The organism is Streptosporangium saharense, assembly GCF_014203715.1.
Taxonomy (GTDB): domain Bacteria; phylum Actinomycetota; class Actinomycetes; order Streptosporangiales; family Streptosporangiaceae; genus Streptosporangium; species Streptosporangium saharense.
This window is the reverse complement of the sequence record NZ_JACHJP010000006.1, coordinates 186,130-208,900: the sequence shown is the minus strand read 5'-3', so window position 1 is coordinate 208,900 and position 22,771 is coordinate 186,130. Positions and strand designations below refer to the sequence as shown.

Annotated in this window: 16 protein-coding genes; 12 read left to right on the top strand and 4 right to left on the bottom strand. The window is 71.1% G+C overall.

All coding sequences use genetic code 11. The annotated features are described in order from the left end of the window. Window positions 1-224: 224 nt before the first annotated feature. Window positions 225-5,006 carry an ATP-dependent helicase gene (locus tag FHS44_RS26485; protein ID WP_184719747.1) on the top strand — a complete coding sequence of 1,594 codons (4,782 nt, stop codon included), beginning with the start codon at window positions 225-227 and terminating at the stop codon, window positions 5,004-5,006. Window positions 5,007-5,045: 39 nt separating this feature from the next. Here the strand turns inward: FHS44_RS26485 and FHS44_RS26480 are convergent, their stop codons facing one another. Then, window positions 5,046-7,007 carry a hypothetical protein gene (locus tag FHS44_RS26480; protein WP_184719374.1) on the bottom strand — a complete coding sequence of 654 codons (1,962 nt, stop codon included), beginning with the start codon at window positions 7,005-7,007 and terminating at the stop codon, window positions 5,046-5,048. An 895-nt stretch (window positions 7,008-7,902) separates the two neighbouring features. Here FHS44_RS26480 and FHS44_RS26475 point away from each other — a divergent pair. Continuing rightward, window positions 7,903-8,886, top strand: coding sequence for a helix-turn-helix domain-containing protein (locus FHS44_RS26475; RefSeq protein WP_184719372.1), 984 nt, complete (start codon window positions 7,903-7,905; stop codon window positions 8,884-8,886). Between the two features lie 59 nt (window positions 8,887-8,945). Beyond that, on the top strand, window positions 8,946-10,391 hold the full coding sequence (locus FHS44_RS26470) for an NAD(P)-binding domain-containing protein (RefSeq protein WP_184719370.1): 1,446 nt from the start codon (window positions 8,946-8,948) through the stop codon (window positions 10,389-10,391). A gap of 54 nt (window positions 10,392-10,445) precedes the next feature. On the opposite strand, the gene FHS44_RS26465 is transcribed toward FHS44_RS26470, so the two are convergent. Beyond that, on the bottom strand, window positions 10,446-11,147 hold the full coding sequence (locus tag FHS44_RS26465; protein WP_184719368.1) for a type 1 glutamine amidotransferase domain-containing protein: 702 nt from the start codon (window positions 11,145-11,147) through the stop codon (window positions 10,446-10,448). A 65-nt stretch (window positions 11,148-11,212) separates the two neighbouring features. After that, the gene (locus FHS44_RS26460) at window positions 11,213-12,088 is read right to left on the bottom strand and encodes an NAD(P)-dependent oxidoreductase (protein ID WP_184719366.1); all 876 of its coding nucleotides are present in this window, start codon (window positions 12,086-12,088) and stop codon (window positions 11,213-11,215) included. 95 nt (window positions 12,089-12,183) lie between these two features. On the opposite strand from FHS44_RS26460, the gene FHS44_RS26455 reads away from it, so the two are divergent. After that, window positions 12,184-12,555, top strand: a complete 372-nt coding sequence (locus tag FHS44_RS26455) for a winged helix-turn-helix transcriptional regulator (protein WP_184719364.1) — start codon at window positions 12,184-12,186, stop codon at window positions 12,553-12,555. Between the two features lie 30 nt (window positions 12,556-12,585). Here FHS44_RS26455 and aspS read toward each other — a convergent pair whose 3' ends face one another. Then, the gene (gene aspS / locus FHS44_RS26450) at window positions 12,586-13,902 is read right to left on the bottom strand and encodes an aspartate--tRNA(Asn) ligase (protein WP_184719362.1); all 1,317 of its coding nucleotides are present in this window, start codon (window positions 13,900-13,902) and stop codon (window positions 12,586-12,588) included. A 586-nt stretch (window positions 13,903-14,488) separates the two neighbouring features. Here aspS and FHS44_RS26445 point away from each other — a divergent pair. From FHS44_RS26445 to FHS44_RS26410, 8 genes are all read left to right on the top strand, one after another. Next, complete coding sequence (locus FHS44_RS26445) at window positions 14,489-15,202, top strand: DUF6882 domain-containing protein (RefSeq protein WP_184719360.1); 714 nt, start codon at window positions 14,489-14,491, stop codon at window positions 15,200-15,202. Continuing rightward, window positions 15,199-15,828 (top strand): heme ABC exporter ATP-binding protein CcmA, encoded by a 630-nt coding sequence (ccmA, locus tag FHS44_RS26440; RefSeq protein WP_312863821.1) that lies wholly within the window; start codon window positions 15,199-15,201, stop codon window positions 15,826-15,828. Before FHS44_RS26445 ends, ccmA begins: the two co-directional genes overlap by 4 nt. Next, the gene (locus FHS44_RS26435) at window positions 15,825-17,231 is read left to right on the top strand and encodes a DUF6297 family protein (RefSeq protein WP_184719358.1); all 1,407 of its coding nucleotides are present in this window, start codon (window positions 15,825-15,827) and stop codon (window positions 17,229-17,231) included. The genes ccmA and FHS44_RS26435 overlap by 4 nt, the downstream gene beginning before the upstream one ends. Window positions 17,232-17,281: 50 nt before the next feature. Beyond that, entirely contained in the window at window positions 17,282-17,719 is a 438-nt protein-coding gene (locus FHS44_RS26430) for a MarR family winged helix-turn-helix transcriptional regulator (protein WP_184719356.1), read from the top strand. Next, window positions 17,716-19,089, top strand: a complete 1,374-nt coding sequence (locus FHS44_RS26425) for an MFS transporter (RefSeq protein WP_221461328.1) — start codon at window positions 17,716-17,718, stop codon at window positions 19,087-19,089. Before FHS44_RS26430 ends, FHS44_RS26425 begins: the two co-directional genes overlap by 4 nt. 58 nt (window positions 19,090-19,147) lie before the next feature. Next, window positions 19,148-19,969, top strand: coding sequence for an aminoglycoside 3'-phosphotransferase (locus FHS44_RS26420; protein ID WP_184719354.1), 822 nt, complete (start codon window positions 19,148-19,150; stop codon window positions 19,967-19,969). Window positions 19,970-20,109: 140 nt separating this feature from the next. Next, window positions 20,110-20,562: a hypothetical protein gene (locus tag FHS44_RS26415; protein ID WP_184719351.1), complete on the top strand. Its 453-nt coding sequence runs from the start codon at window positions 20,110-20,112 to the stop codon at window positions 20,560-20,562. Window positions 20,563-20,781: 219 nt separating this feature from the next. Continuing rightward, window positions 20,782-22,770, top strand: a complete 1,989-nt coding sequence (locus FHS44_RS26410) for a DUF6571 family protein (protein WP_184719349.1) — start codon at window positions 20,782-20,784, stop codon at window positions 22,768-22,770. Window position 22,771: the final 1 nt, after the last annotated feature.

Genomic DNA, 22,771 nt, shown 5'->3' with positions numbered 1-22,771 from the left:
CGGCTTGGTTGCTCACCCGGGATCTATCTCCGCCTTGGCGATGGATGAACCTTTTCTTACTCCTGCCCTTCAAGAACCGAACATCAGGCATTAAGGGCGACTTATGGTGATCTTTCCCCCACCGGTGGGCTGGAGGGTGGGGGACGGATTCTGTCGGTGGGGCCCTGCACTATGGAGCGGTGGGCCGGGCCGTCCGGTCCGGCGAGGACGAGGGGGCGATCCACGTGTGTGAGACCGGCGATCCCGCGGGTGGGGCGCTCGACCTTTTCACCCCCGTGACCAGGCAGTGGTTCACCGGGGCCTTCTCCGCCCCGACCGCCGCCCAGGAGGGGGCGTGGACGTCGATCGCCAAGGGCGACAACACCCTCGTGGTCGCCCCGACCGGGTCGGGCAAGACGCTGGCCGCGTTCCTGTGGTCGCTCGACCGGCTCGCGGCGCGCGAGGAAGAGGAGGAGTCACCCCGGCGGTGCCGGGTGCTGTACGTGTCCCCGCTCAAAGCGCTGGCGGTCGACGTCGAGCGCAACCTCAGGGCGCCGCTGGCCGGGCTGCGGCAGACCGCGCGGCGGCTCGGGCTGCCGGTGCCGGAGATCTCGGTGGCGATCCGCTCCGGCGACACCTCCGCCGAGGAGCGCAGGCGCTTCGCCGCCAAGCCGTCCGACATCCTCATCACCACCCCGGAGTCGCTGTTCCTGCTGCTGACCAGCCAAGCCCGCGAGGCGCTGCGCGGCGTCGAGACCGTCATCCTCGACGAGGTGCACGCGGTCGCGGCGACCAAGCGCGGCGCGCACCTGGCCCTCAGTCTCGAACGGCTCGACGCCCTGCTCGCCCAGCCCGCCCAGCGTGTCGGCCTGTCGGCGACCGTGCGCCCGGTGGGCGAGGTCGCGACCTTCCTCGGCGGCCGGCGACCCGCCGTGGTGGTCCAGCCGCCCTCGGACAAGGTGATCGAGGTCGAGGTCGTCGTGCCCGTCGAGGACATGACCGAGCTCGACGCCCCCGTACGGCCCGCCGAGCCCGGCGACGAGGAGCGGTGGCTGACCGGCCCCGCGCCCAGACGCTCCATCTGGCCGCACGTCGAGGAGCGGCTGTTCGACCTGATCGGGCGGCACCGCTCGACGATCGTGTTCGCCAACTCGCGGCGGCTGGCCGAGCGGCTGTGCACCCGCCTCAACGAGCTGGCCTGGCAGCACGGCGCCGCCGCGGAGGACCAGCAGGAACCCGCTCCCCCGGTCTCCCTGGCGACCCCGGCCGAGATGATGGCGCAGGCCGGTGCCTCGAAGGGCGCGCTCCCCGAGATCGTCCGGGCCCACCACGGATCGGTCTCCAAGCAGGAGCGTTCCCAGATCGAGGAGGCGCTGAAGTCGGGGCGGCTGCCCGCGGTCGTCGCGACCTCCAGCCTGGAGCTCGGCATCGACATGGGCTCCGTCGACCTGGTGGCGTGCGTCGAGTCGCCGCCGAGCGTGGCCAGCGGCCTGCAGCGCATCGGCAGGGCCGGTCACCAGGTCGGAGCGGTCTCCCGTGGCGTGATCTTCCCCAAGTACCGTGGCGACCTGGTCCAGACGGCCGTGGTGGCCGAGCGGATGCGCGACGGGCTGATCGAGGAGCTGCGCTACCCGCGCAACCCGCTCGACGTGCTGGCCCAGCAGATCGTGGCGATGACCGCGCTCGAAGACTGGACGGTCGACGAGCTGGAGACGGTGGTACGGCGTGCCGCGCCGTACCACGGGCTGCCCCGCAGCGCGCTTGAGGCGACGCTCGACATGCTCGCAGGGCGCTACCCCAGCGAGGAGTTCGCCGAGCTGCGGCCGCGCGTCGTGTGGGACCGGGTCACCGGCACGCTGAGCGGGCGGCCCGGCTCCCAGCGTCTCGCGGTGACCAACGGGGGCACGATCCCCGACCGCGGGCTGTTCGGCGTGTTCCTCGTCGGGGAGAAGTCCTCCCGGGTGGGCGAGCTGGACGAGGAGATGGTCTACGAGTCCCGCGCCGGGGACGTGTTCGTGCTGGGCGCGACCTCGTGGCGGATCGAGGACATCACGGCCGACCGGGTCCTGGTCTCTCCCGCCCCGGGCCAGCCGGGCAAGCTGCCGTTCTGGCACGGCGACAGCGCGGGCCGCCCCGCCGAGCTGGGCAGGGCGATCGGCGCGTTCCTCCGTGAGATGTCCACCGCGGGAGCGGATTCCGGTGCCGCGCGGAAGCCGAAGGAGGAGGCCGCCGGGGCGCGCGAGGCGGCCCTGGCCCGCATCAAGGCGGCCGGGCTCGACGACCTGGCCTCCGCGAACCTGCTGTCCTACCTGGCCGAGCAGCGGGAGGCGACCGGATACGTGCCCGACGACCGGACGCTGCTGGTCGAGCGCTTCCACGACGAGCTGGGCGACTGGCGGGTCGTCGTGCACTCGCCGTACGGTGCCAGGGTGCACGCGCCGTGGGCCCTGGCGATCGGGCGGCGGCTGCGGGAGCGCTACGGCACCGACGTCCAGGCGGTGCACTCCGACGACGGCATCGTGCTGCGCGTCCCCGACACGCTCTCCGGACCGCCCTCGGACCTCGCGGTCTTCGACGCTGACGAGATCGAGCGGATCGTCACCGAGGAGCTCGGCGGCTCCGCGCTGTTCGCGGCGCGCTTCCGCGAGTGCGCTGGCCGATCGCTGCTCCTGCCCAAACACACGCCGGGCAGACGCACCCCGCTGTGGCAGCAGCGGCAGCGGGCCTCGCACCTGCTCAACGTCGCGGGGCGATACGCCTCCTTCCCGGTGGTGCTCGAGACGATGCGCGAGTGCCTGCAGGACGTGTTCGACGTTCCGGGGCTGGCCGCGCTCATGCGCGACATCGCGGCCAGGCGGGTGCGGCTGGTCGAGGTCGAGACCGGACAGGCGTCGCCGTTCGCGGCGTCGCTGCTGTTCAACTACGTCGGCGCGTTCATGTACGAGGGAGACGCTCCCCTCGCGGAGCGCCGCGCCCAGGCGCTCGCCCTCGACACGAGCCTGCTGGCCGAGCTGCTCGGCCAGGCCGACCTGCGGGAGCTGCTCGACCCCGACGTGATCGCCGACACCGAGCGGGAGCTCGCGCGGCTGGACCGGCCGCTGCGCGACGCCGAGGACCTGGCCGACCTGCTGCGCTCGCACGGCCCGCTGGTCGCGGCGGACGTGAGCCTGCGCGAGGGCGATCCGGCCTGGCTCGGCACGCTTGAGACCGCGAGACGGGCCATCAGGGTGCGGATCGCCGGGCAGGAGCAGTGGGCGGCGATCGAGGACGCCGCCCGGCTGCGTGACGCGCTCGGGGTGCCGCTGCCCGTCGGGGTGCCGCATGTGTTCCTCGAACCGGTCGAGGATCCGCTCGGTGACCTCGTCGCCAGACACGCCCGCACACGCGGGCCGTTCGCCGCGGACACGGCCGCCGCGAGGTTCGGGCTCGGACCCGCGGTCGTCACCGACGCGCTGCGCCGCCTGACCGTCCCCGGCAGGGTGGTGAGCGGGGAGTTCAGGCCGGGAGGCCGTGGCGAGGAGTGGTGTGACAGCGGGGTGCTGCGGATGCTGCGCCGCAGGTCGCTGGCCAGGCTCCGCAAGGAGGTCGAACCGGTCCCGCCGGAGGCCCTGGCCGCCTTCGCCCCCGCCTGGCACGGCATCACCGGCGCCCCGGGGCGGGGCAGACCGCCCATCGACGCGCTGACCGGGGCGATCGAGCAGCTCCAGGGGGCCGCGGTGCCCGCCTCCGCGCTGGAGACGCTGATCCTGCCCTCGCGGGTGCCCGGATACGACCCCTCGATGCTCGATGAGCTGACCTCCTCCGGCGAGGTCGTCTGGGCGGGCCAGGGGTCGCTGCCGGGCGGGGACGGCTGGGTCGCGCTCTACTTCGCCGACACCGCCCCGCTGCTGATGCCCGACCCGGTGGAGATCACGATGACGCCGGTGCACGAGCGGGTGCTCGACGTCCTGGGCGGTGGTGGCGCGCTGTTCTTCCGCGACCTCGCGGGCCGGGTCGGTTCCCTGATGCCGGGCGCGGTCCCGGACGACGGCGCCCTCGCCGCCGCGCTGTGGGACCTGGTGTGGGCGGGGCGGATCACCGGCGACACGCTCGCGCCGCTGCGCGCCACCCTCGGCACCGGGCGTCCCGCCCACCGCAGGGCGCCCTCGCGCAGACGGCGCGCGGTGCTTCCCAGCCGGAGTGGCCCACCGACCGTCGGCGGACGCTGGTGGACACTCCCGGCCCCGTCGCAGGACGCGACCCAGCGGGCGCACGCCCAGGCGGAGGTCCTGCTGGAACGGCACGGCGTGGTGACCCGCGGCGCGGTCGCCGCAGAACGGCTGCCCGGTGGGTTCGCGGCGGTCTATCCGGTGCTGCGGGCCTTCGAGGAGAGTGGCCGCTGCCGCAGGGGTTACTTCGTCGAGGGTCTGGGCGGGGCGCAGTTCGCGCTGGCGGGAGCGGTCGACCGGATGCGCGGCACCGCACCCGTCCCCTCTGCCGCCCCGTCCGTCCCACCGCTGGACGATCCGGCCACCGAGCCGTTCGCGGACCCGTGGCAGAGCGGTCCCCAGGGTGCGGATGTCCGGGACGAGAGTGCATGGGGCGAAGGGACTCGGCACCCGGGAGCTTCGGGAGTCCGAGGCGTGGGGGCGCGGGGTGGGACGGCCCGGCGTGAGGGAGCGCGGCGGGCGGTCGTGCTGGCGGCGACCGACCCGGCCAATCCGTACGGCGCCGCCCTGCCGTGGCCCGCGCACCCGGGCGAGGTGTCCCACAAGCCGGGCAGGAAGGCGGGCTCCCTGGTGGTCCTGGTCGACGGTCACCTGATCCTCTACGTGGAGCGCGGCGGCAGGACCCTGCTGTCCTTCACCGACGGCGACGCCCTGCGGCCCGCGGTGGACGCCCTCGCGCTTGCCGTACGCGACGGGGCCCTCGGCAAGCTGACCGTCGAGCGAGCCGACGGCACCGCCATCAACGGCTCCCCCCTCGGCGCCGCCCTTGAGTCCGCCGGATTCCACCCGACCCCCCGGGGACTGCGCCTGCGTGCCTGAGCTGGGGGTCCGGTGAGTTCCCGTACGGCGAGGCGTGGGTCAGGGGTTGTCGCCGGGGGTGGTTCGAGAGTGGCGCTCGGCGAGGGTGAGAGCCGGGGCCAGGCAGAGCAGGGGGATGGCGGGCAGCCAATATCGACTGTCGTAGGCGGTGACGGCCACCGGCCCCACGATGAGGGCGAACGCCATGGCCAACGGCAACGCCCCGGCCAGAGCGGCTCTCCTCCGGACCCGGGGATCCGGGCTCCGGTCGCCCGGGGGGCGGGTGTCCGTGTGCTGGGTGTCGGGGGCTGGAGGATTCACGGTCTGCGCGGGTGAGGATCGGGAGGTCGTTGGCTGGGCTACGGAGTTCGAGGTCCGGGCGTCCGAGTTCTGGGGGTTCGGGGTCCCGGGGTTCGGGGTTCGGGCGTCCGAGGTTCGTTGGCGTGGGATTCGGGGGCGTGGGATGAGATGGGTCGCGCACACCAGGAGGGCTACCGCGCTGAGGGCGCCGAACAGGGGGCCGGGGAGGAAGCCGAAGGACTGGTAGGCGCGCATCACTCCCGCCGCGGGCTCGACGACCCGGGTTGTCGGCCGTTCACGTCCGTAGGACAGCAGGTCCTCCCCGATGCTTCCGCCGGGGATCCTGACCTCGTCGGGTAGTGGGCCCTCGGCGTTGGGAAAGACGTAGCGGTTGTAGACAACCGGCGTGGCCCCCGGCACCGGGCCCCTTCTCCAGTTCAGCGTTCTGCGCAGGTCGGTGCCGACCAACCGGAGATAGTCCAGTGGCTGGGCGGTGATGGCGCGCCGGGCGAGGCTTCCCGCCAGGCCGTCGATCTCCGGCTGGAACAGGTCGGCACGGGTGCCGACGGGGTGCCCGGGTACCCGGCGCAGGGGTGACCAGTCCGACCAGATGAAGTACGGCGAGGCCGGACGCGAGCCGACCGGCTGGGGCGGGCACAGGACGGCCTCCTCCTCGGGCGGCCTGATCCTCCGGCAGTCGGCGAACGGCATGGTCCTGGCCCACAGCCACACCCCGCTGCCACCGTTGAGCGAGGGAGTGCCGTGCCAGGTGCCGTACCACACGGCGTAGCCGCCGAGCGGGACCGCCACCGCGGCCGTGACCGCGAGCAGGGTCGTGAGCAGGGCTCGCGCGCCTGGACGGGTGGCGGGGGCGGGTCGGAGGGGGGTGGCCGGGGTTTGTGCGCCCGCGCGGGTGCCCAGAAGACGATCGGCCAGGAGCCGGACGCTCGGAAAACGGCCGGTCCCAGGACGGGCGGTGGGCAGGGGGTGGGTGGTCGAGAGGCGGCCGGTCAGAAGACGGGCGGGTACGAGGCGGGCACCCAGGAGCCGGGCGCTCGGAAAACGTCCGGTCCCAGGACGGGTGGTCGGGAGGCGGGTGGTTGTGGGAGGGGCGGGGTGGGGGCGGGTCAGTAGGAGGTGGGCGGCGAGGAGGGGGAGCAGTACGAGGCCGATGGAGCGGGTGAGCGTCGCGACGGCCAGCAGCAGTCCGGCCGTGGCGGCGCGGCCGGGGGTGATCCCGGGCGACCAGAGCACGACCGCCACGGCGGTGACCACCAGGAACGTGAAGGGGACGTCACTCAGCACGGTGTGCTCGAAGAAGATCTGGTAGGCGTCGAGGAGGACGGGGGCGGCGGCGAGCACCGCCCATCCGGCCCGCGCCCCGGGTGCCCTGCGGCGGACGAGCGCGTAGACCGTCACCCCGGTCGCCAGTCCCATCAGGTGCTGAAGGATCGCGACGGCGGCGAAGCTGTGCAGTGGCCGCAGGAGCCACAGCAGCAGGGGGTAGCCGCTGGGGCGGACCGCGTAGGGCTGTGGCCGTTCGGCGACGCCCACGTAGTCGAAGGAGTCCTCGAACCACACGACCGGCGGGTAGCCCATGACGGTGAGGACGCGCAGCGCGACCGCGACCAGCAGGACGGTCAGGAAGAGACGATGCCGTCCTGGTGATGGGGTCCACGGCCTGACGCGGCCATTCTTCCCCTCCGGGCTCACAACCTTCATGATCACTTTTATATATTGACGTAAGGATATTCGTGATCTTTTCTCGGATATGTACCCCAGGAAACGCTATCCACGGATTTATGCCCCCGGACACCACCGCCCCGACAGGGCTTTTAATACGTGATTTCGTGATATATCCCTGAAAGTCTGGTTGTGAATGCCCGGCGTCCCCAAACCCCAGGCTTTCCCAGTCCTCGGAGCCCCGACCAAAGGAGCCCCAGCCCCACGACGCCCCGACAGGCGCCCCTGGCGCATGGCCCCGGAGACAGCTGAACGGCGCCGCTCGCTGAAGCGGCGCCGTTCAGGCGGTACGGCCCCCACGCCCCCGCGGGGCCGTACCGCTCGGCCGTGTCCTGCTTGACGGTTCCCTCGGGACTCACGTCGTCAGGCGGCTGACACGGCCGTGGACGGCGGAGCGGACCCGCCGCATCCCTCATGGGCGGGCGATCCGCCGTCCCCTGCGGCGCCGGTGCCGTGATCGGGCGCGCGGTGGGGCCGCACGCTCGCCGGGCCTTGGCGACCGGCGCCCCGCCCATCCGTTCCGCCGCACGTCGCATCGGCATGGCCGTACCGGAATCGCTGTCCTGGCACGGCTGTACTGATACGTCAGGCGGAACGGTCATCTCCGGCATCGGACGGCACTCACCGTCATCCCCCGGTGAGCGCCCCCGGAGCTCAGGAAACCGTACGTACCCCCGTGAAACGCATGGTTCCCCCTACTCCGCGCCCCCACGTGCCCCCGTTCCGGTCACGCAGAACAAGCATCGCGAACAGCGAAATCAACCACAATCATTAAAATGATCCTTAAAAGGTGCGCACTCCTGGGATTGGGACAAAACTATGGCCTCAGCGGGAGGGGACACCCACCGCGGAAGCACCGAAAGGGGGGCGCCGTATGCAGGGATTCTCCGAACTCCAGCTTGGGGACCTGGACGAGGTCAAAGTCTCGGTCGTGCTCCATCCCGGGGCGACGCTGCTGTCGCTGACGGCCGGGACCCTGGGCGGCCGTCCGCACGGCGTCCCCAGGCACTGGCAGCGGGCGGTCATGTCCGCCGCCCCGCGCAACGCGGCCGAGGTGCTGCGCCCGCTGTTCGCCCCGTCCTTCTCCGTCATCCCCGACTGCGTCAGCCCCACGGTCTCGATGTCGGAGGCCGACGCCGACAGCCACCTCGAACGGCTGGCCGACCTCTCCCCGGAGACCCTGCTGGCCGAGCTTGAGGCGGAGTTCCCGCCCGCCGTACCCGCCCAGTGGCGGCCCGTCGTCGAGCGGCCCGGCGCGTGGATCCAGGCCTACTCGCATCTCATGCGCGTGCTGTGGAAGGAGTTCAGGCCGGTCTGGCGCCGGGCGGACAGCCTGCTCAAACGGGAGCGGGAGCGGATCGGGGCCGCCGCGGTCACCGACCGTCTTGAGCTGGTCATGGGCAATCTCAGCCCGCGTTTCCACTTCTCGGGCACCACGCTCGGCCTTCCCGACCAGCAGGCCAAGCGGTTCGACCTGGGCGGACGGCGGCTCTCCCTGGTGCCGATCGTGTCCGGCAACGGCGCGAGCATCTTCGCCTTCGACGATCCGAGGATGGTGTGGATCGGCTACCCGCTGCCCGCGCTCGGTGTGCTGTGGGACGACGGCGGCCCGGACGAGGTCTCGCCCGACTCCCTGGCCCTCACCCTGGGACAGGCCCGCGCCGCCATCCTGCGGGCCGCCGCGGCGTCGCTGACCATGAGCGAGGTCGCCACCCTGCTGCGCTCGACCCCCGCCGCCGCGACCTACCACTGCGCCCAGCTTGAGGCGGCGGGGCTCCTGGACCGTGAACGCCACGGCCGCAACGTTCGTATCCGGGCGACCGCGAAGGGGGAGGCCCTGGTCGCGCTGCTGACGTGACCTTCACCGGAGGTGGGTATCCCCCTTGGGCCCGTGCAACCTCAGGAAAGGCCGGCTCCGTGATCCAGGAACATCGTTACGTCGTGGTCGGCGCCGGACCGGCGGGGTTGCAGATCGGCCACTTCCTGCAGGAGCGGGGCGCCGACTACGTGATCGTCGAACGGGAGCGGTCGGCGGGCGGCTTCTTCGCCCGTTTCCCCCGGCACGGGCGGCTGATCTCGCCCAACAGGGCGCGGACCTGGTCCGGCGATCCGGAGACCAGGCTCCGCTGGGACTGGAACTCGCTGCTGAGCGACGACCCATCCCTGCTGTTCCCCGCCTACAGCGACGACTCCTTCCCCTCCCCCGACGACCTGCGGCGCTACCTCACCGACTTCCACACCACCCACGACCTGCGGATCGCCTTCGGCACCGGGATCAGCCGGGTGACCTGCAAGGAGGAGGGGTTCCGGCTGGAGACCGAGGACGGGGACCCGTTCCAGGCCGAGTGCCTGATCTGGGCCTGCGGGTGGGGCGGGCCGTACATTCCGGATATTCCTGGCATCGAGCACGCCGAGGGGTATGAGGACATGACGGTCGATCCCGAGCGGTTCCTCGGGAAGCGGGTGCTGATCCTCGGCAAGGGAAACGCGGCGTTCGAGACGGCGAACGCCCTGCACGACCACGCCTCGACGATCCACCTGGCCAGCCCGAGACCGGTCAGGCTCGCCTGGAACTCCCGGCACCCGGGGGACGTGCGGGGCTGCCACGGCGCGCTGCTCGACAGCCACCGCTTCGGCGCGCCGCACGCGTTGCTCGACTGCGCGGTCGAGCGGATCTCCTTCGACGGCGCGGCCTACACCGTGGACATCGTCCACAACCACGCGGACGGCGGGCGCGAGCGGCTGGAGTACGACGCGGTGCTGCGCTGCACCGGCTTCCGGATGGACACCGAGGTCTTCGCCGACGAGCTGCGGACCCTCCCCGGCGGGAGGCTGCCCGCGCTCACCTCCGACTGGGAGTCGGAGAGCCTTCCCGGGCTCTACGTCGCGGGCACCATGATGCAGGCCCGTGACGCCAGGCGGGGTTCCTCGGCGTTCATCTACGGCTTCCGCTACAACCTGCGGACGCTCAGCCGCCTGCTCGCCGAACGCTACGACGGGGTACGGCTCCCGCGTACCCACGTTCCCCGGCCCGCGCTGACCGGGACGGTTCTCGACCGGGTCAACAGCAGTTCGGCGCTGTGGGCGCAGGCGGACTACCTCGTCGACGCCCTGGTGATCACCGAGCACGGCATCGAGCGCTACGAGGACCTGCCGGAGGACTACGCCGTCGAGCGCTTCGGGGACCTGGTGACCGTCGGCCTGCGACAGAGCGGGGCCATCCACCCGGCGGTCCGGGTCTTCAGGAATGGCACGCTGACGAGCGAGGTGCACCTGCCCGGCAGCGTGACCGCCCGCTGGCAGGACCGGGAACGGCACGTGGCACCACTCGACCGCTTCTTCGACCGGCTGCTGCCGCTGTGAGAACCCGGCCGCGATGCCGTACGGCATGCTCGCTGGTGAGCGCCGTGGACGTGCTCAGGCGGGTTGCAGGCGTCTGACGACGGCCTCGGCGACGCCCCTGGCACTGCCGGGGTTCTGGCCGGTGATCAGCCGGTCGTCCTCGACGACATGGGTCTCGAACGGCCTGTCCGCGACGCTGTAGTGGGCCCCGAGTTTCTTCAGCTCGTCCTGGAGGCTGTAGGGGACGGCGTCCTCGCGGTCGGCCGCCTCCTCCTCCGGCCAGGAGAAGCCGGTGACGTCCCGGTCCCTGACCAGTGGCTCCCCGTTGGAGAGCGTGACGTTCAGCAGCCCGCAGGGACCGTGACAGACGGCCGAGACCACGCGCCCGCTCTCGTGGAACCTGGCGACCAGCGACTCCAGGTCGTCACTGCGCGGGAAGTCGAACATGACGCCGTGCCCACCGGTGAGATAGATCGCGTCGTAGTCCTCGACGTCGACGTCGGCCACCCGCACAGTGTCGTCGAGGAGGTTCATGAACCTTCTGTCCCGATAGCGCCGTTCCGTACCCAGCTCGGCCAGCACGTCGTGGGCCAGGCTCTCCGGGTCGATCGGGATCGTGCCGCCGGACGGGCTCGCGATGTCCATGGAGAACCCTGCCCGCTCGGCGTAGTCCCAGAAGTGCGTCAGCTCCCCCAGCCACAGGCCAGTGCGCATGCCCGCCTTCTCGTACTCGCCGACGTTGGTGACGACGACCAGGATCTTCTTCGTCGCTGACATGTCCCCTCCTTCGCCCTTTGTCCCGTGAGGATTACCCACCCAAACCCCCACAAATCACCCAGGGGTCAGTGGAGGATCAGGTCGATCACCCCCGTGGTGTCCTCGTCGCCGTGCCCGTCGGCCAGCCGGCGTTCCATCAGCGTCATGAACGGGGTGAGCAACTCGGCGCTGACCCCCTGCTCCTCGGCCGTGCGCAGCATCGTCGCGTTGCCCTCGACCATCATGGCGAGGTTGGAGGTCACGTTCCTGGTGTAGTCCCCGCTCTCCAGCTGGTCGGCGGTGCTGTACGCGGAGGAGGTCATGGCGGTGAGCCACCCGGCCAGCATGGGGGCGAACTCCCTCGGCGAGATCTCCTTCTCCCTGCGCAGCAGCGCGAAGGCGTGCGCGATCCCGGCGAACATCCCGGTCATCGCGCTCAGCAGCGCCACGTCGTGCAGCGCGGCGTATCCGGCGTCCTCGCCGACGTGGACGGGATGTGCCGGTACGGCCAGCGTGTCCCGGTGCTCGTCGAAGAGGTCGTGTGAGCCGCTGTAGAGGACGAAGGCGCCCGCTTCCTGGACGCCGATCATCGGCGGGACCGCCATGATGCCGCCGTCCAGGAAGCGGGCGCCGCGCTCCGCCGCCCACACGGCGCGGGCGCGTCCCTGGGCGGGGGTGCCGGTGGTGAGGTTGACCAGGTCCCTGCCCGCCAGGTCGACGCCGTCCAGCGTCTCGCCGACCGAGGCGTCGTCGAGCAGGCAGGTGACCACGAGACGGTTGGCGGCCACCGCCTCCGCGGCGCTCGCGGCGATCCGCGCGCCCCGCCCGACGAGCGGTTTCGCTCTGCCTGGGGTACGGTTCCAGACGGTCAGCGGGTGACCCGCAGCCAGCCAGGCGTGGGCCAGCGCGGTGCCCATGGTGCCGAGTCCGAGAAGGGTGAGGCCCGAGATGTTCTCTTCCATGTCGTCCAGGCTGGTCACGGTTCCCCTGGCGAACAAGTACGCACTTCGAAGTGGGTGCTTACCCCGGGGTGAGCGAGCAGGCAGGAGGGCGTGGGATGGCGACCGTACCGAGGCCGGGAGCGTACGTCTGCGGGATCGACGCGGCGATGGACGTGATCGGCGGCAAGTGGAAGGTGCTGATCATCTGGGCACTCGACAAACAGGCGTGCCGCTTCGGCGAGCTGCGCAGGCTGGTGCCGGGGGTGACCGAGAAGGTGCTCGCCTCCCAGTTACGCGAGCTTGAGGGGGACGGCATCGTGCACCGCGAGGTGTACGCCGAGGTGCCACCCCGCGTCGAGTACTCCCTGACCCCGCTGGGCTACTCCCTCAACGAGGCCCTGGACCCGCTCGGCGCCTGGGGCAGGAAACACCTGCTCGGCGGTGTGACGGGGGAACCCCCCGCGGAGGGCCGTACGGCCCGCCCCTGAAATTCGCCGACGAGAGGCGGGCCACACGCGTCAGGGCGTCAGGCGGTGCAGGTCACGGGGGAACAGGGTGGCGCGGCGGATGTTGTCCGCCCCGGTCAGCCTGGCCGTCCACCGTTCGAGCCCCAAGGCGAACCCGCCGTGCGGCGGCATGCCGTGCCGGAACGCCGACAGATAGCCCTCGTACGGCCGCGCGGACTCGCCCCTGGCGGCCAGGGCGGCGAGATAGTCCTCGTACCGGTGCAGGCGCTGGCCCCCGGTGACCAGCTCAAGTCCCCGGAAGAGCAGGTCGAAGCTGTTGGAGTACTCCGGCCTGCCCGGCTCGGGGTGGGTGTAGAACGGCCGCTTGACCATCGGGTAGCCGGTGACGAACAGGAACTCACTGCCGTGCTCGCGCAGCGCCCACTCCGACAGCCAGCGCTCGTGCGCCGGGGCGAGGTCCGGCTCCCCCCTGGGGTCCTCGCCGGTGCCTGCGGCGATGAGCTCCTGCGCCCTGGAGAAGTGGATCTCCGGGATGCGCTCGGGCACCTCGGGAAGCGTGACGTCGAGCAGCGCGCACTCCTGGCCCGCCTGGCGCGCGACGGTCTCCGTCATGCCCGCGAGCACCTCGCGCAGCACGGCCATCACGTCCCGGTGGTCGCCGACGAAGCCGAGTTCGGCGTCCAGCGAGGTGTACTGGGCCAGGTGCCGCGCGGTGTCGTGTGGCTCGGCGCGGAAGACCGGGCCGGTCTCGTAGACCCGCTCGAAGACGCCGACCATGGCCTGCTTGAAGAACTGCGGGGACTGGGCCAGGTAGGAGGGGGTGCCGAACCAGTCGATCGCGAAGACGTTGGCGCCGGACTCGGTCGCCGAGGCCACCACCTTCGGCGTGTGGATCTCGGTGAAGCCGAGCCCGTCCAGCGCCGCCCTGAACCCCGCCACCGAGGCGGCGGAGATGACGTGCGGGGCGCGCAGCAGCGGGTGCCTCAGGGTGACCGGCGCGTGGTCCAGGACGGTCGGCAGCGTGGCGGGCACGCCGGGCCGGTACAGGTCGAACGGCGGGGCCTCTGCGGGCCCCGACAGGGCGACGACCTCGGGAGAGGTCAGCTCGACCCCTCCGGGGGCCTGGGGGTTGGCGGTCACGGTCCCGGTGACGCTCAGAACCGTCTCCTCGGGGTGACCGGAGGCCGCGGCCATGGCCTCCGGCTCGGTGAACACGGCCTGGGCCAGGCCGGAGCGGTCCCTCAGGACGAGGAAGACCACGGACTTCAGGGGCCGTCCCCGGTGCAGCCAGCCCTGGACGGTGACCCGGTCGCCGATCCGTAGCGGGAGTTCCGCGGCCAGGACACGGGTGGTGGAGGTGGAGATCATCACAAACCTCAGCTCAGTGAGTGGTGATCCCTTGGGAGTGCGGGCGAGAAGGGAACTCGCGGTGCCACCGCACTTTCGCCGCCGTCACGACGGCCTCGAAGGCCCGATCACGGGGGCCGGCCGGCAGGGCATTGGGCGCACGCTTGGACGCACGTCGTTCCTCCCCGCGCTCGGGAGGGTCTTCACCCCCGGGGACAGGTCCGCCTTCGCAGCTTCCGGCGGCTCTCTCCGCCTGTCCTCACCCGGGGACTACTCGTCTCCGTCAACGCGTTGCCGGAAGAGTACGTTCGCACCCCCACCAACCGCAAACGCACGCGCCGCACCCCCACCCAAGCGCCATGAGGCACGCCCACCCTCCCGGACACCGTGGAACACGTTCGCACCCCCACCCAAGCGCCATGAGGCACGTTCGCACTGAACGCACCGCGTCCCCTCCTGGGGTTCTGTGGAACGTGTCCAGGCGCCGTGGGACGCATCCATGCCACCGCCAACCGCATGTCCCTTCCCCTGCACCATGAGCGGCGGGAGAATTCCCGACAATCCACACGAAGTGGACTCCCTCAGCGAGACCCCCTAGTCTGCGGGCGTGCCGGAATCACTCACCTTGGCGAACCTCCTCGACGACGCGGCGCTGCTCTCCCTCGAACACCAGCTGCACCTGGCGGAGGTCCTCGGCGACCACGACTGGAACGTCGACCTGCGCGAACAGCGGTTCGAGTTCACCGGGAGCCGACCGATCGCCTGCTCCCGGTTCCACCTGCTCGGCACTGCGGCCCCCAGCACGGGCTCGTGGCTGTGGGCCTGGGCCAACCCGTCCGGCTTCCCGGCGCCGGTGACGCAGGCGTCCCTGACGCTGCGCGACTTCGGCCACCGGTACGGCATCGCGGAACTCTCCTCGCCCGAGGTGCCCTTCTCCGCGCTGCCCGGCTCCCCCGCCGAGCCGTACCTCGCCGCCGCCGTCCTCACCGAGGCCGCCAAGGCCGTGACCGGACTCTGGACCTCCTACGGCGGCGACGCGGGCGGCGGCACCCGCGTCGCGTTCCTCGTCGAACACCCCGCCTTCCTGCTGCCGCCTCCGGAGCCCGCCCGCGTGGTGCGCGTCATCCAGCAGGCCCTCACCGACCTCCACCTGAGCGACCACCGCCGCGCCCTGTACGGCTACGCGGTACGGCGCGGCCTGGGCGCGGCCTTCGACGCGAACCACACCAGGCTGACCCTCACCGGCCCGGCCTTCACCGCGACCGCCGACTTCGACCACCTCGGCCGCGTCCACGGCGTCAACGCCACCCTGGGTTCGTGACCGTGGAACCGACGATCGCCGCCCACGACATCCAGGTGGATCTCGGCGGCCAGGCCGTACTGCGCGAAGTGGATCTGACGGCGGCCCCGGGAGAGATCGTGGCCGTCATCGGCGAGAACGGCGCGGGCAAGTCAACCCTGCTGCGCTGCCTGGCAGGCCTGGAGACCCCCGCGACCGGCCGGATCCTGGTGCTGGGCGACCCGCCGACGGACACGGCGACGTTCTGGCGCGAGGTGGCCCTGACCGGCGACGAACCCGCCTGGTACCCGGGTCTGAGCGTCCAGGAACACCTGGAACTGGTGACGACGACCCACCGTGACGGGCGGATGGATGTCGGGGCGGCTCTTGCCGCCTTCGACCTCGGAGGACGTGCCGATCTGCACCCGCTGACCCTCTCGACCGGGCAGCGTCAGCGGGTCTCGCTCGCCACGGCGTTGGTCAGGCCGAGTCGTCTGCTGTTGCTCGACGAGCCGGAGCGCGGGCTGGACACCGCCTTCCGCGACCGTCTGGCGGACATCCTGCGCGAATACGCGGTGCGGGGCGGCGCCGTCGTCATGGCCACCCACGACCTCGGGCTCGCCGAAGCCTGCGGTGCCCGCCTGGTCAGGCTTGAGGCCGTGCGATGAGGCGCTGGCAGGACTGGTACACGACGCTGTTGACCATCGCCGTGGTCCTCGCGGTCGTCGGTCAGCCGGTCGCCTCCCTGCTCGGTGACCTCGCCCACCAGGCCGATCCCCGGCGGGTCGGGTCCGGGCTCGCACTGGTCGCCGTGGCCTACGCGGGTTATCTGGCGCTCGTCAGGATGGCCGGTCCCGTGGTGCTCGGCGCCGCCGACGCCTCGTGGCGCCTGCTCTCCCCGCTGCCTCGCCGTACCGTCCTGGGCAGGACCGCGCGGGCGCTGCTCGTGGTCTCCGTCCTGGGCGGGCTGGTGCTGGGCGTCGCGCTGGTCTCCGTGCTCGGAGCCCCCGACCTGCTTCCCCTGCGGCTGACGGCCGCGCTGGTGGTCGGCCTCGGCGCCGGGCTCGGCGGGATGGCGCTCGGTGTCCTCGGTCAGGCCCTCCCCACCTGGGACACCCGGCTACAGGCTTTGATCGCCGTCACCCTGGCGGCCGCCGTACTGCTCGCCGTGTCCGGTTCGGGCCCTGGCCGGACGCTGACCGCTCTCCCCGCCGGGCTGACCGGCGCGCTCGCCTGCTGCGCCGCAGCGGTGGCCGCCTTTCTGGTACGGCGGGCCTGGACGGCGCTCGACCGTGTCCCCGCCCGCGCGATCCTGGCCGCCTCCGCCCGCTCCGGGAGGGTGGCGCAGGCGACCGTGACGCTGGATCCGGGCGCCCTGACCTGGGCGGTCGAGGACAACCACTGGCGGGGCCGGGCGCTGCGCTCGCGCCGCTGGCCGGTGTCGGGCGCCTGGACGCTGGCCTGGCAGGAGGCCCGCCGCATCACCCGCCGTCCGGTACGGCTCGCGGTGCTGGCCGGCGCCACCGCGCTGCCCACCCTGGCCGTGAACGCCGGACTCCCCCAGGTCGCCGCCGCGCTGGTGATCGCGGGCGCGCTCATAGCCTCGGTCTCCGTCACCTCCGGTGCCCGCCGTGACGGCGACAATCCCGCCCTGCTGCGGATGCTGGCCGTCGGCTCCCGTGCCGCGCTGGCCGTACGGGCCCTGCCTCCTGCCCTGCTCGGCGCCTGCTGGCTGGGGGCGGCCCTCTGGCTGAGCGGCGCGGGCGCGTGGTGGTCGCTGTTCGGCCCGGCCTGCGGTCCCGTCCTGGCGGTCGGGGCGCTGCGGATGGCCAGGAGGCGCCCGATCGACAACTCCATGCCGGTCATCGACACCCCGGGCGGCGCGATCCCCACGGGGCCGCTGCTGTGGGCGCTGACCGGCGTCGATCTCGCCCTGCTCGGCTGCGTGCCCGCCTTCCTCGCGCTGGCCGTACGGCCCGCTGATCCGCTGCCCCTCCTGGCGGCGCAGATGGTGACCGGACTGGTACTTCTGGGTGGCTATGTCATGTTCTCCGGGCGGCGTCCCGCGTAGATGTGAAACCCAGCTTGAAAACCTGGGTTGATGAAACTAGGTTCTCGACCATGGTCGATGATCCGGACGTGCGGGTGGTGGCCTCCGCGGTCCAGGCGAGCCTGGGACTTTTCGTGCGGCGGCTCCGGCAGCCGCTCCGGGGTGAGCTGACCCTTCCCGAGGTCTCCGCCCTGTCGCGCCTGGAGCGGGCCGGAGCCGCCACGGCGAGTGACCTGGCCAGATGCGAGCAGATCACCCCGCAGGCGATGGGGGTGACGCTCGCCGGGCTCGAAGGGCGTGGCCTGGTCGAGCGCCGTCCCGACCCCGCGGACGGGCGGCGGGTGGTGATGTCGGTGACCGAGGCCGGGCTGCGGGCGCTGCGGGCCAGACGCGACGCCCGCGCCGAGCAGTTGGAGCGCGCGCTCGCCGGTGGTGGGTTCACCCCCGCCGAGCTGGCGACCCTGATGGCGGCGCTGCCCCTGATCGAACGGCTCGGCGAGAGCCTGTGACGCGGGACTCCGCCTTCTCCTGGCGGTTCGTGACGCCGCTGTTCACCGGATCGGCGATCAACGCCGTCAACACCTCCCTCATCGCGACCGCGCTGGTGCCGGTCGCCGCCGCCGTGCACGTCCCGGTCGGCCGGACCGCGGTGCTGGTCTCCGCGCTCTACCTGGCCGGGGCCATCGCCCAGCCGACCGGCGGGAAGCTCGCCGAGGAGTTCGGGGCCCGCCGCGTCTTCCTGACCGGCCTGCTCATCGTCCTGGCGGGCGGGATCGTGGGCGGGACCGGACGGAGCCTGACCGCCCTGGTCGTGGCCAGGACACTGATCGGCGTGGGCAGCTCGGCCGTCTACCCCTCGGCGATGCTGCTCATCCGGCGCCGCGCGGAGACGGCGGGCCTGACCGCGCCGCCCGGTGGCGTGCTCGGCGGCCTGATGATCGCCGGTGCCGCGACCGCCGCCCTCGGCCTTCCCATCGGCGGCATCCTGGTCGACGCCTGGGGGTGGCGGACCACGTTCCTGGTCAACCTGCCCGTCGCGCTCGCGGCCCTGGTCATGGGCCTGCTGTGGATCCCCGCCGACCCACCCGTCGAGGGACCGGTGACACCAAAGCAACTCGCGGCCCGCATCGACGTGGTCGGCATCGCCGGATTCGGTGGAGCGACGGCGGCGTTGCTGGTGTTCCTGACGGGGCTGCCGAACCCCGACTGGATCGCCCTTGGCCTGGCCGTACTGCTCGGTGGTGGGCTCATGTGGTGGGAGCTGCGGGCGAGCCGTCCCTTCATCGACATGCGCCTGCTGCGTGCTGACCCGGCGCTCACCCGCACCTATCTGCGCTTCGCCGTGGCGTCCCTGTGCGTCTACACCGTCCTGTACGGCCTCACCCAGTGGATGCAGGCGGAGCGGGGCGTGTCGTCGAGGGCGGCGGGTCTGCTCCTGCTGCCCATGAGCGCGCTCTCGGCCCTGCTCGTACGGCCCATCTCCCGGCGCAACCTCATCCGCGTCCCGCTCGTCGTCTCCGCGCTCTCCTGCCTGGCCGGATCGGTGGGGGTCCTCCTCCTCACCGAGAGCACCCCGATCATCTGGGTCGTGGGCATCACGCTCGCCTTCGGGATCACCCTGGGCACGACCGTCAGCGCCAACCAGACCACCCTGTACGCCCAGGCCCCGCCGTCCCAGCTCGGCACCGCCTCTGGACTGCTGCGCACCTCGGGCTTCCTCGGCTCGATCGCCTCGACCGCGCTGATCTCCCTGGCCTCCCACACCACCGTGAACGACGGCCGCCTGCACGTCCTCGCCCTGATCATGGTCGTCACCGCCGTGCTCGGCGTGGTCCTGGTGGTCACGGACCGGGGAATCCCAGCCCGCGCCGGGACGTGACCCGCTCGGCGGAAAACCCTTTGTCCCTGGTACGGCATGCCTGGGAGCATCGCGACCCATGAGTCTTCCCGAGATCGACGAGATCCCGACCGGTCCGGTGCCCGTACCCGACGTCGTGGCGAGACTCGCCGGGGACGACGACATCATCCCCGTGTGGCGCAACGAGCTGGGTGGCCTGACCTTCCGGCTCGACGACGGGCGGGGCGGCGTCAGATACGCCAAGTGGATCGCGACCGGCACCCCGGAGATCGACCTGCTCGCCGAGGCGGAGCGCCTGACCTGGGCACGGCGCTGGGTGAACGTCCCACCGGTCCTCGAACACGGTAGTGACGCCGACGGCTCCTGGCTGGTCACGACGGCGATCCCCGGCCGTTCCGCGGTGGACGACCGCTGGCGCGTCACCCCGGAGGCCTCCACGACCGCGGCGCGCGCGATCGGCCGTGGGCTGCGCGTCCTGCACGACGCCCTGCCCGTCGAGGAGTGCCCGTTCGACTGGAGCGTCGAGCGGCGGCTCGTCCGCGCCGACGAACGCATCGCCGACGGCGAGGGCCCCAAGAACTGGTCCCCCGAACACCGCCACCTCGACCTCGCCAGGGCCAGGGCCACCATCGGCGATCCGCCCCCGATCGACCGCCTGGTCGTCTGTCACGGGGACGCCTGCGCCCCCAACACGCTGGTGAACGACGACGGCACGTTCGCCGCGCACGTCGATCTCGGCTCGCTCGGGGTGGCCGACCGGTGGGCCGACCTCGCCGTCGCCGCCTGGAGCACCGAGTGGAACCACGGCCCCGGCTACGACCACCTTGTCTACGAGTCGTACGGCGTCGCCCCCGACCGTGAGCGCATCGCCTACTACCGTCTCCTGTGGGACCTGGCCTGACCCCTGTTGTGAGAGGGCCTTCCTTTCGTCGATCCGAGGTTGGCAGTAAACCAGCGAAAAATGGCATTTTATCGGCCTATATCGCTCTCCGGCCTCTGATTTGATCGGTGGCGAGGTAATCGCCCAAGGATGGAGTGCACGTGTCAGCTATCAAACGCGTCCTGGCAGCGCTGACCCTTGTCGTCGCGACTCTCGCGGGCCTCACCAGCCCGGCCGGGGCGGATGTCGCGAGCGTGGGGAACGTATCCACGACGGCGAAATCGGCACTGGCGTGGCCCACGGTCAACCCGGCCCCGGAGTACTGGGACACGAAATCCTGGACCCAGCAGCAGGCCACCGACTGGGTCAACGACTGCGCGTCCGGCAGGTTCTGCACCTGGATCAGGAACGGCAGCGGCTACACGCTTTTCCAGTTCTACCAGTGCCGCGAGTACGCGCTGGCGAGATGGGAGGGCACGACGCCCTATTTCAACAACCAGGACGTCCGCGTGGAGCTCCGCGACGAGTATCACCGCACCCTCAGGTACATAGCGCCCGGAGCCCAGTTCATCACGAACTGGGACGCGGTCTGGTTCATCAACCTCTGCGCCTGACCCGTCCACCCCGCGGTGAGGCGGGTCCCAGGGTCCACCAGCTCAGGACAGAAAACGGAACCCCCGGTCTCCGGGGGTTCCGCCATGTCAGGAGAGGCCCTTCTCCTCGGCGATCCCTGACATAGAGGCTGATTTAAGGGATAAATCCGCATTCTTCGCCACGCAGCTCGTTGGTTAGGGTGAAATAACTGAAAACAGGGCGAGAAGAACGGTGGGGCGATGACGTCGGGAACAGGACCGCTGTCACCGGACTTCAACGGCATCGACCCCGACCTGATGAAGACCTTCATCACCGCCCTGGAACACGGCCGCGACGTCATCGCCGAACAGTCGGAACGCATCCGCCAACTCCTCACCGCAGCCGAGGTCCCGGCGACGGCACTACGCCAGGTCAAGGAGATCGAGGGGTGGATCGACGATGAGCTGCCAGGACTGCGCAGACGCGGGGCAACGATCCAGGCGGGCGAGGACCTGACCTGGCTCCCTGGCGCCGGGCTGCTCGCCTACGACGAGGGGAAACACCTCTCTCCCGAGGAAGCCAGGAAAAAGGGCACTGATCTCGCCAAACGCCTGATGGACATCGAGTCTGTCGGCAGCGTCCCCTGGTTCGGACGTACCTCGTCCGAGGAATACGAGAAGGTCCTCGGCCAACTGGCCGCCAACAAGAACGACGCCGACTACACCGCGGCCTTCTTCGCCGCCCTCGGCGTGAAAGGAACCCTGGGACTTCCCGTACTGCTGCGCGGGAACCTGGACAGTTCCCGTCCCCAGGCGACCCTTGGCCCACCCCGCCCCGATGACGAGGCCCTCCGCACCGTGAGCCAGGCTCTCGGCACGGCCGTCACCGGAGGATCGCGCGTCCCCGGATTCGCCAAGGTCATGGACGCGGTACGGCAGCCCGGCCAGTCAGGTGAGGACCGGTTCGGAGCCAGCCTCCTGCTGAGCGCCGGGAAGTTCCCCACCGAATGGCTGGCCGGAGCAGCACTGGCCCAGGGGTTCTCCAAGTCCGGAAAGACCAGCCCTGGAATCCTGTACGCCCTGGGCAACAATCCCGCCGCCGCGCGCCAGGCGATCACGGCGCTGGTCGGGCCGTACGAGAAGGATCCTTCGAAACTGAAGGAGTTCCTGAAGAACCACAACGACCACGTTCATGGCCCGTATGACGCCTCGGGGACCGACGCCTTCGACGATGACGCCTTCGGCCGGCTACTCGCCGCAGCCTCCGGCGCCTACGACGAAGAAGATGGCGCTCACAGCAAGAAATCCGCCGCGTTCGCCTTCACCGTGATGACGACGTTCGACGACCTCGAACTCGGCGAGGAGGTCAGAAAGCACCTGGCCGAGATCGCGGGCGCGTACGCCACCGAAATCACCGAGGGCGCCAACATCGGCGATGCGAACATGATCGAGGACAGCGCCCTGAAGCCCGCCACCTCGGCGTTCGGCACGAAGTCGGCATTCACTTTGAGCCCGAAGGACACCTACCGCTTTCTGAAGACCTTCGCTAACTCGGCGAAGAACCTGACGCCGTTCGACGAGGGTATGGGCCGCTTCTCCCAGAAGGTGATCACCGACGCCTCGGCGACGACCCGCAGAACCGGGAACGTCGAGCACATGGACCGGGTGTTCACGGCTCTGGGCAACGTGCGCGGTTTCGAGCTGGCGGCCGTCGAGAAAGTTCAGGGAAATCTGGACCTTCTCGACAAGCAGCGGGATGACCTGCTGGTTTTCATCCGTGACACGGGCGTCGGGGTGACGAGCACGCTCACCGCGACGACCATGCCCCTGGCTCTCGGTTGGCTGGCGCTGAGCACCGGTCTCTCCGCCGAGGGGGCCTTCGGCGGAGACGACGAAACCCGGATGGACCGGGTCAACAAGGAGGACGACATCGCGACACTCGGACGTCAGCACACCTACGCCCAGATCCTCATGGCCAACGGCTTCAAACCGAAGGTGACACCCGCCCAGTTCCAGGCCGCCTATCCGCACGGTGTGGCCATCGCCGACGTCCATGGAAACCTCAGACCGTTCCCAGAGCTCATCAAGCAGGGCAACAAGGGACTTGAGGCTTTCGAGAAGTGGACGGTGGCCAACGGCATGGGAAGCGATGACAAGCTCTCACTGGGAACACTGTCCAGTCGGTTCGCAGACAGATTCGAGAGCCGTAACCAACGAGGACGGGAACGCGCCCTGGTATTCGACAGTTAGC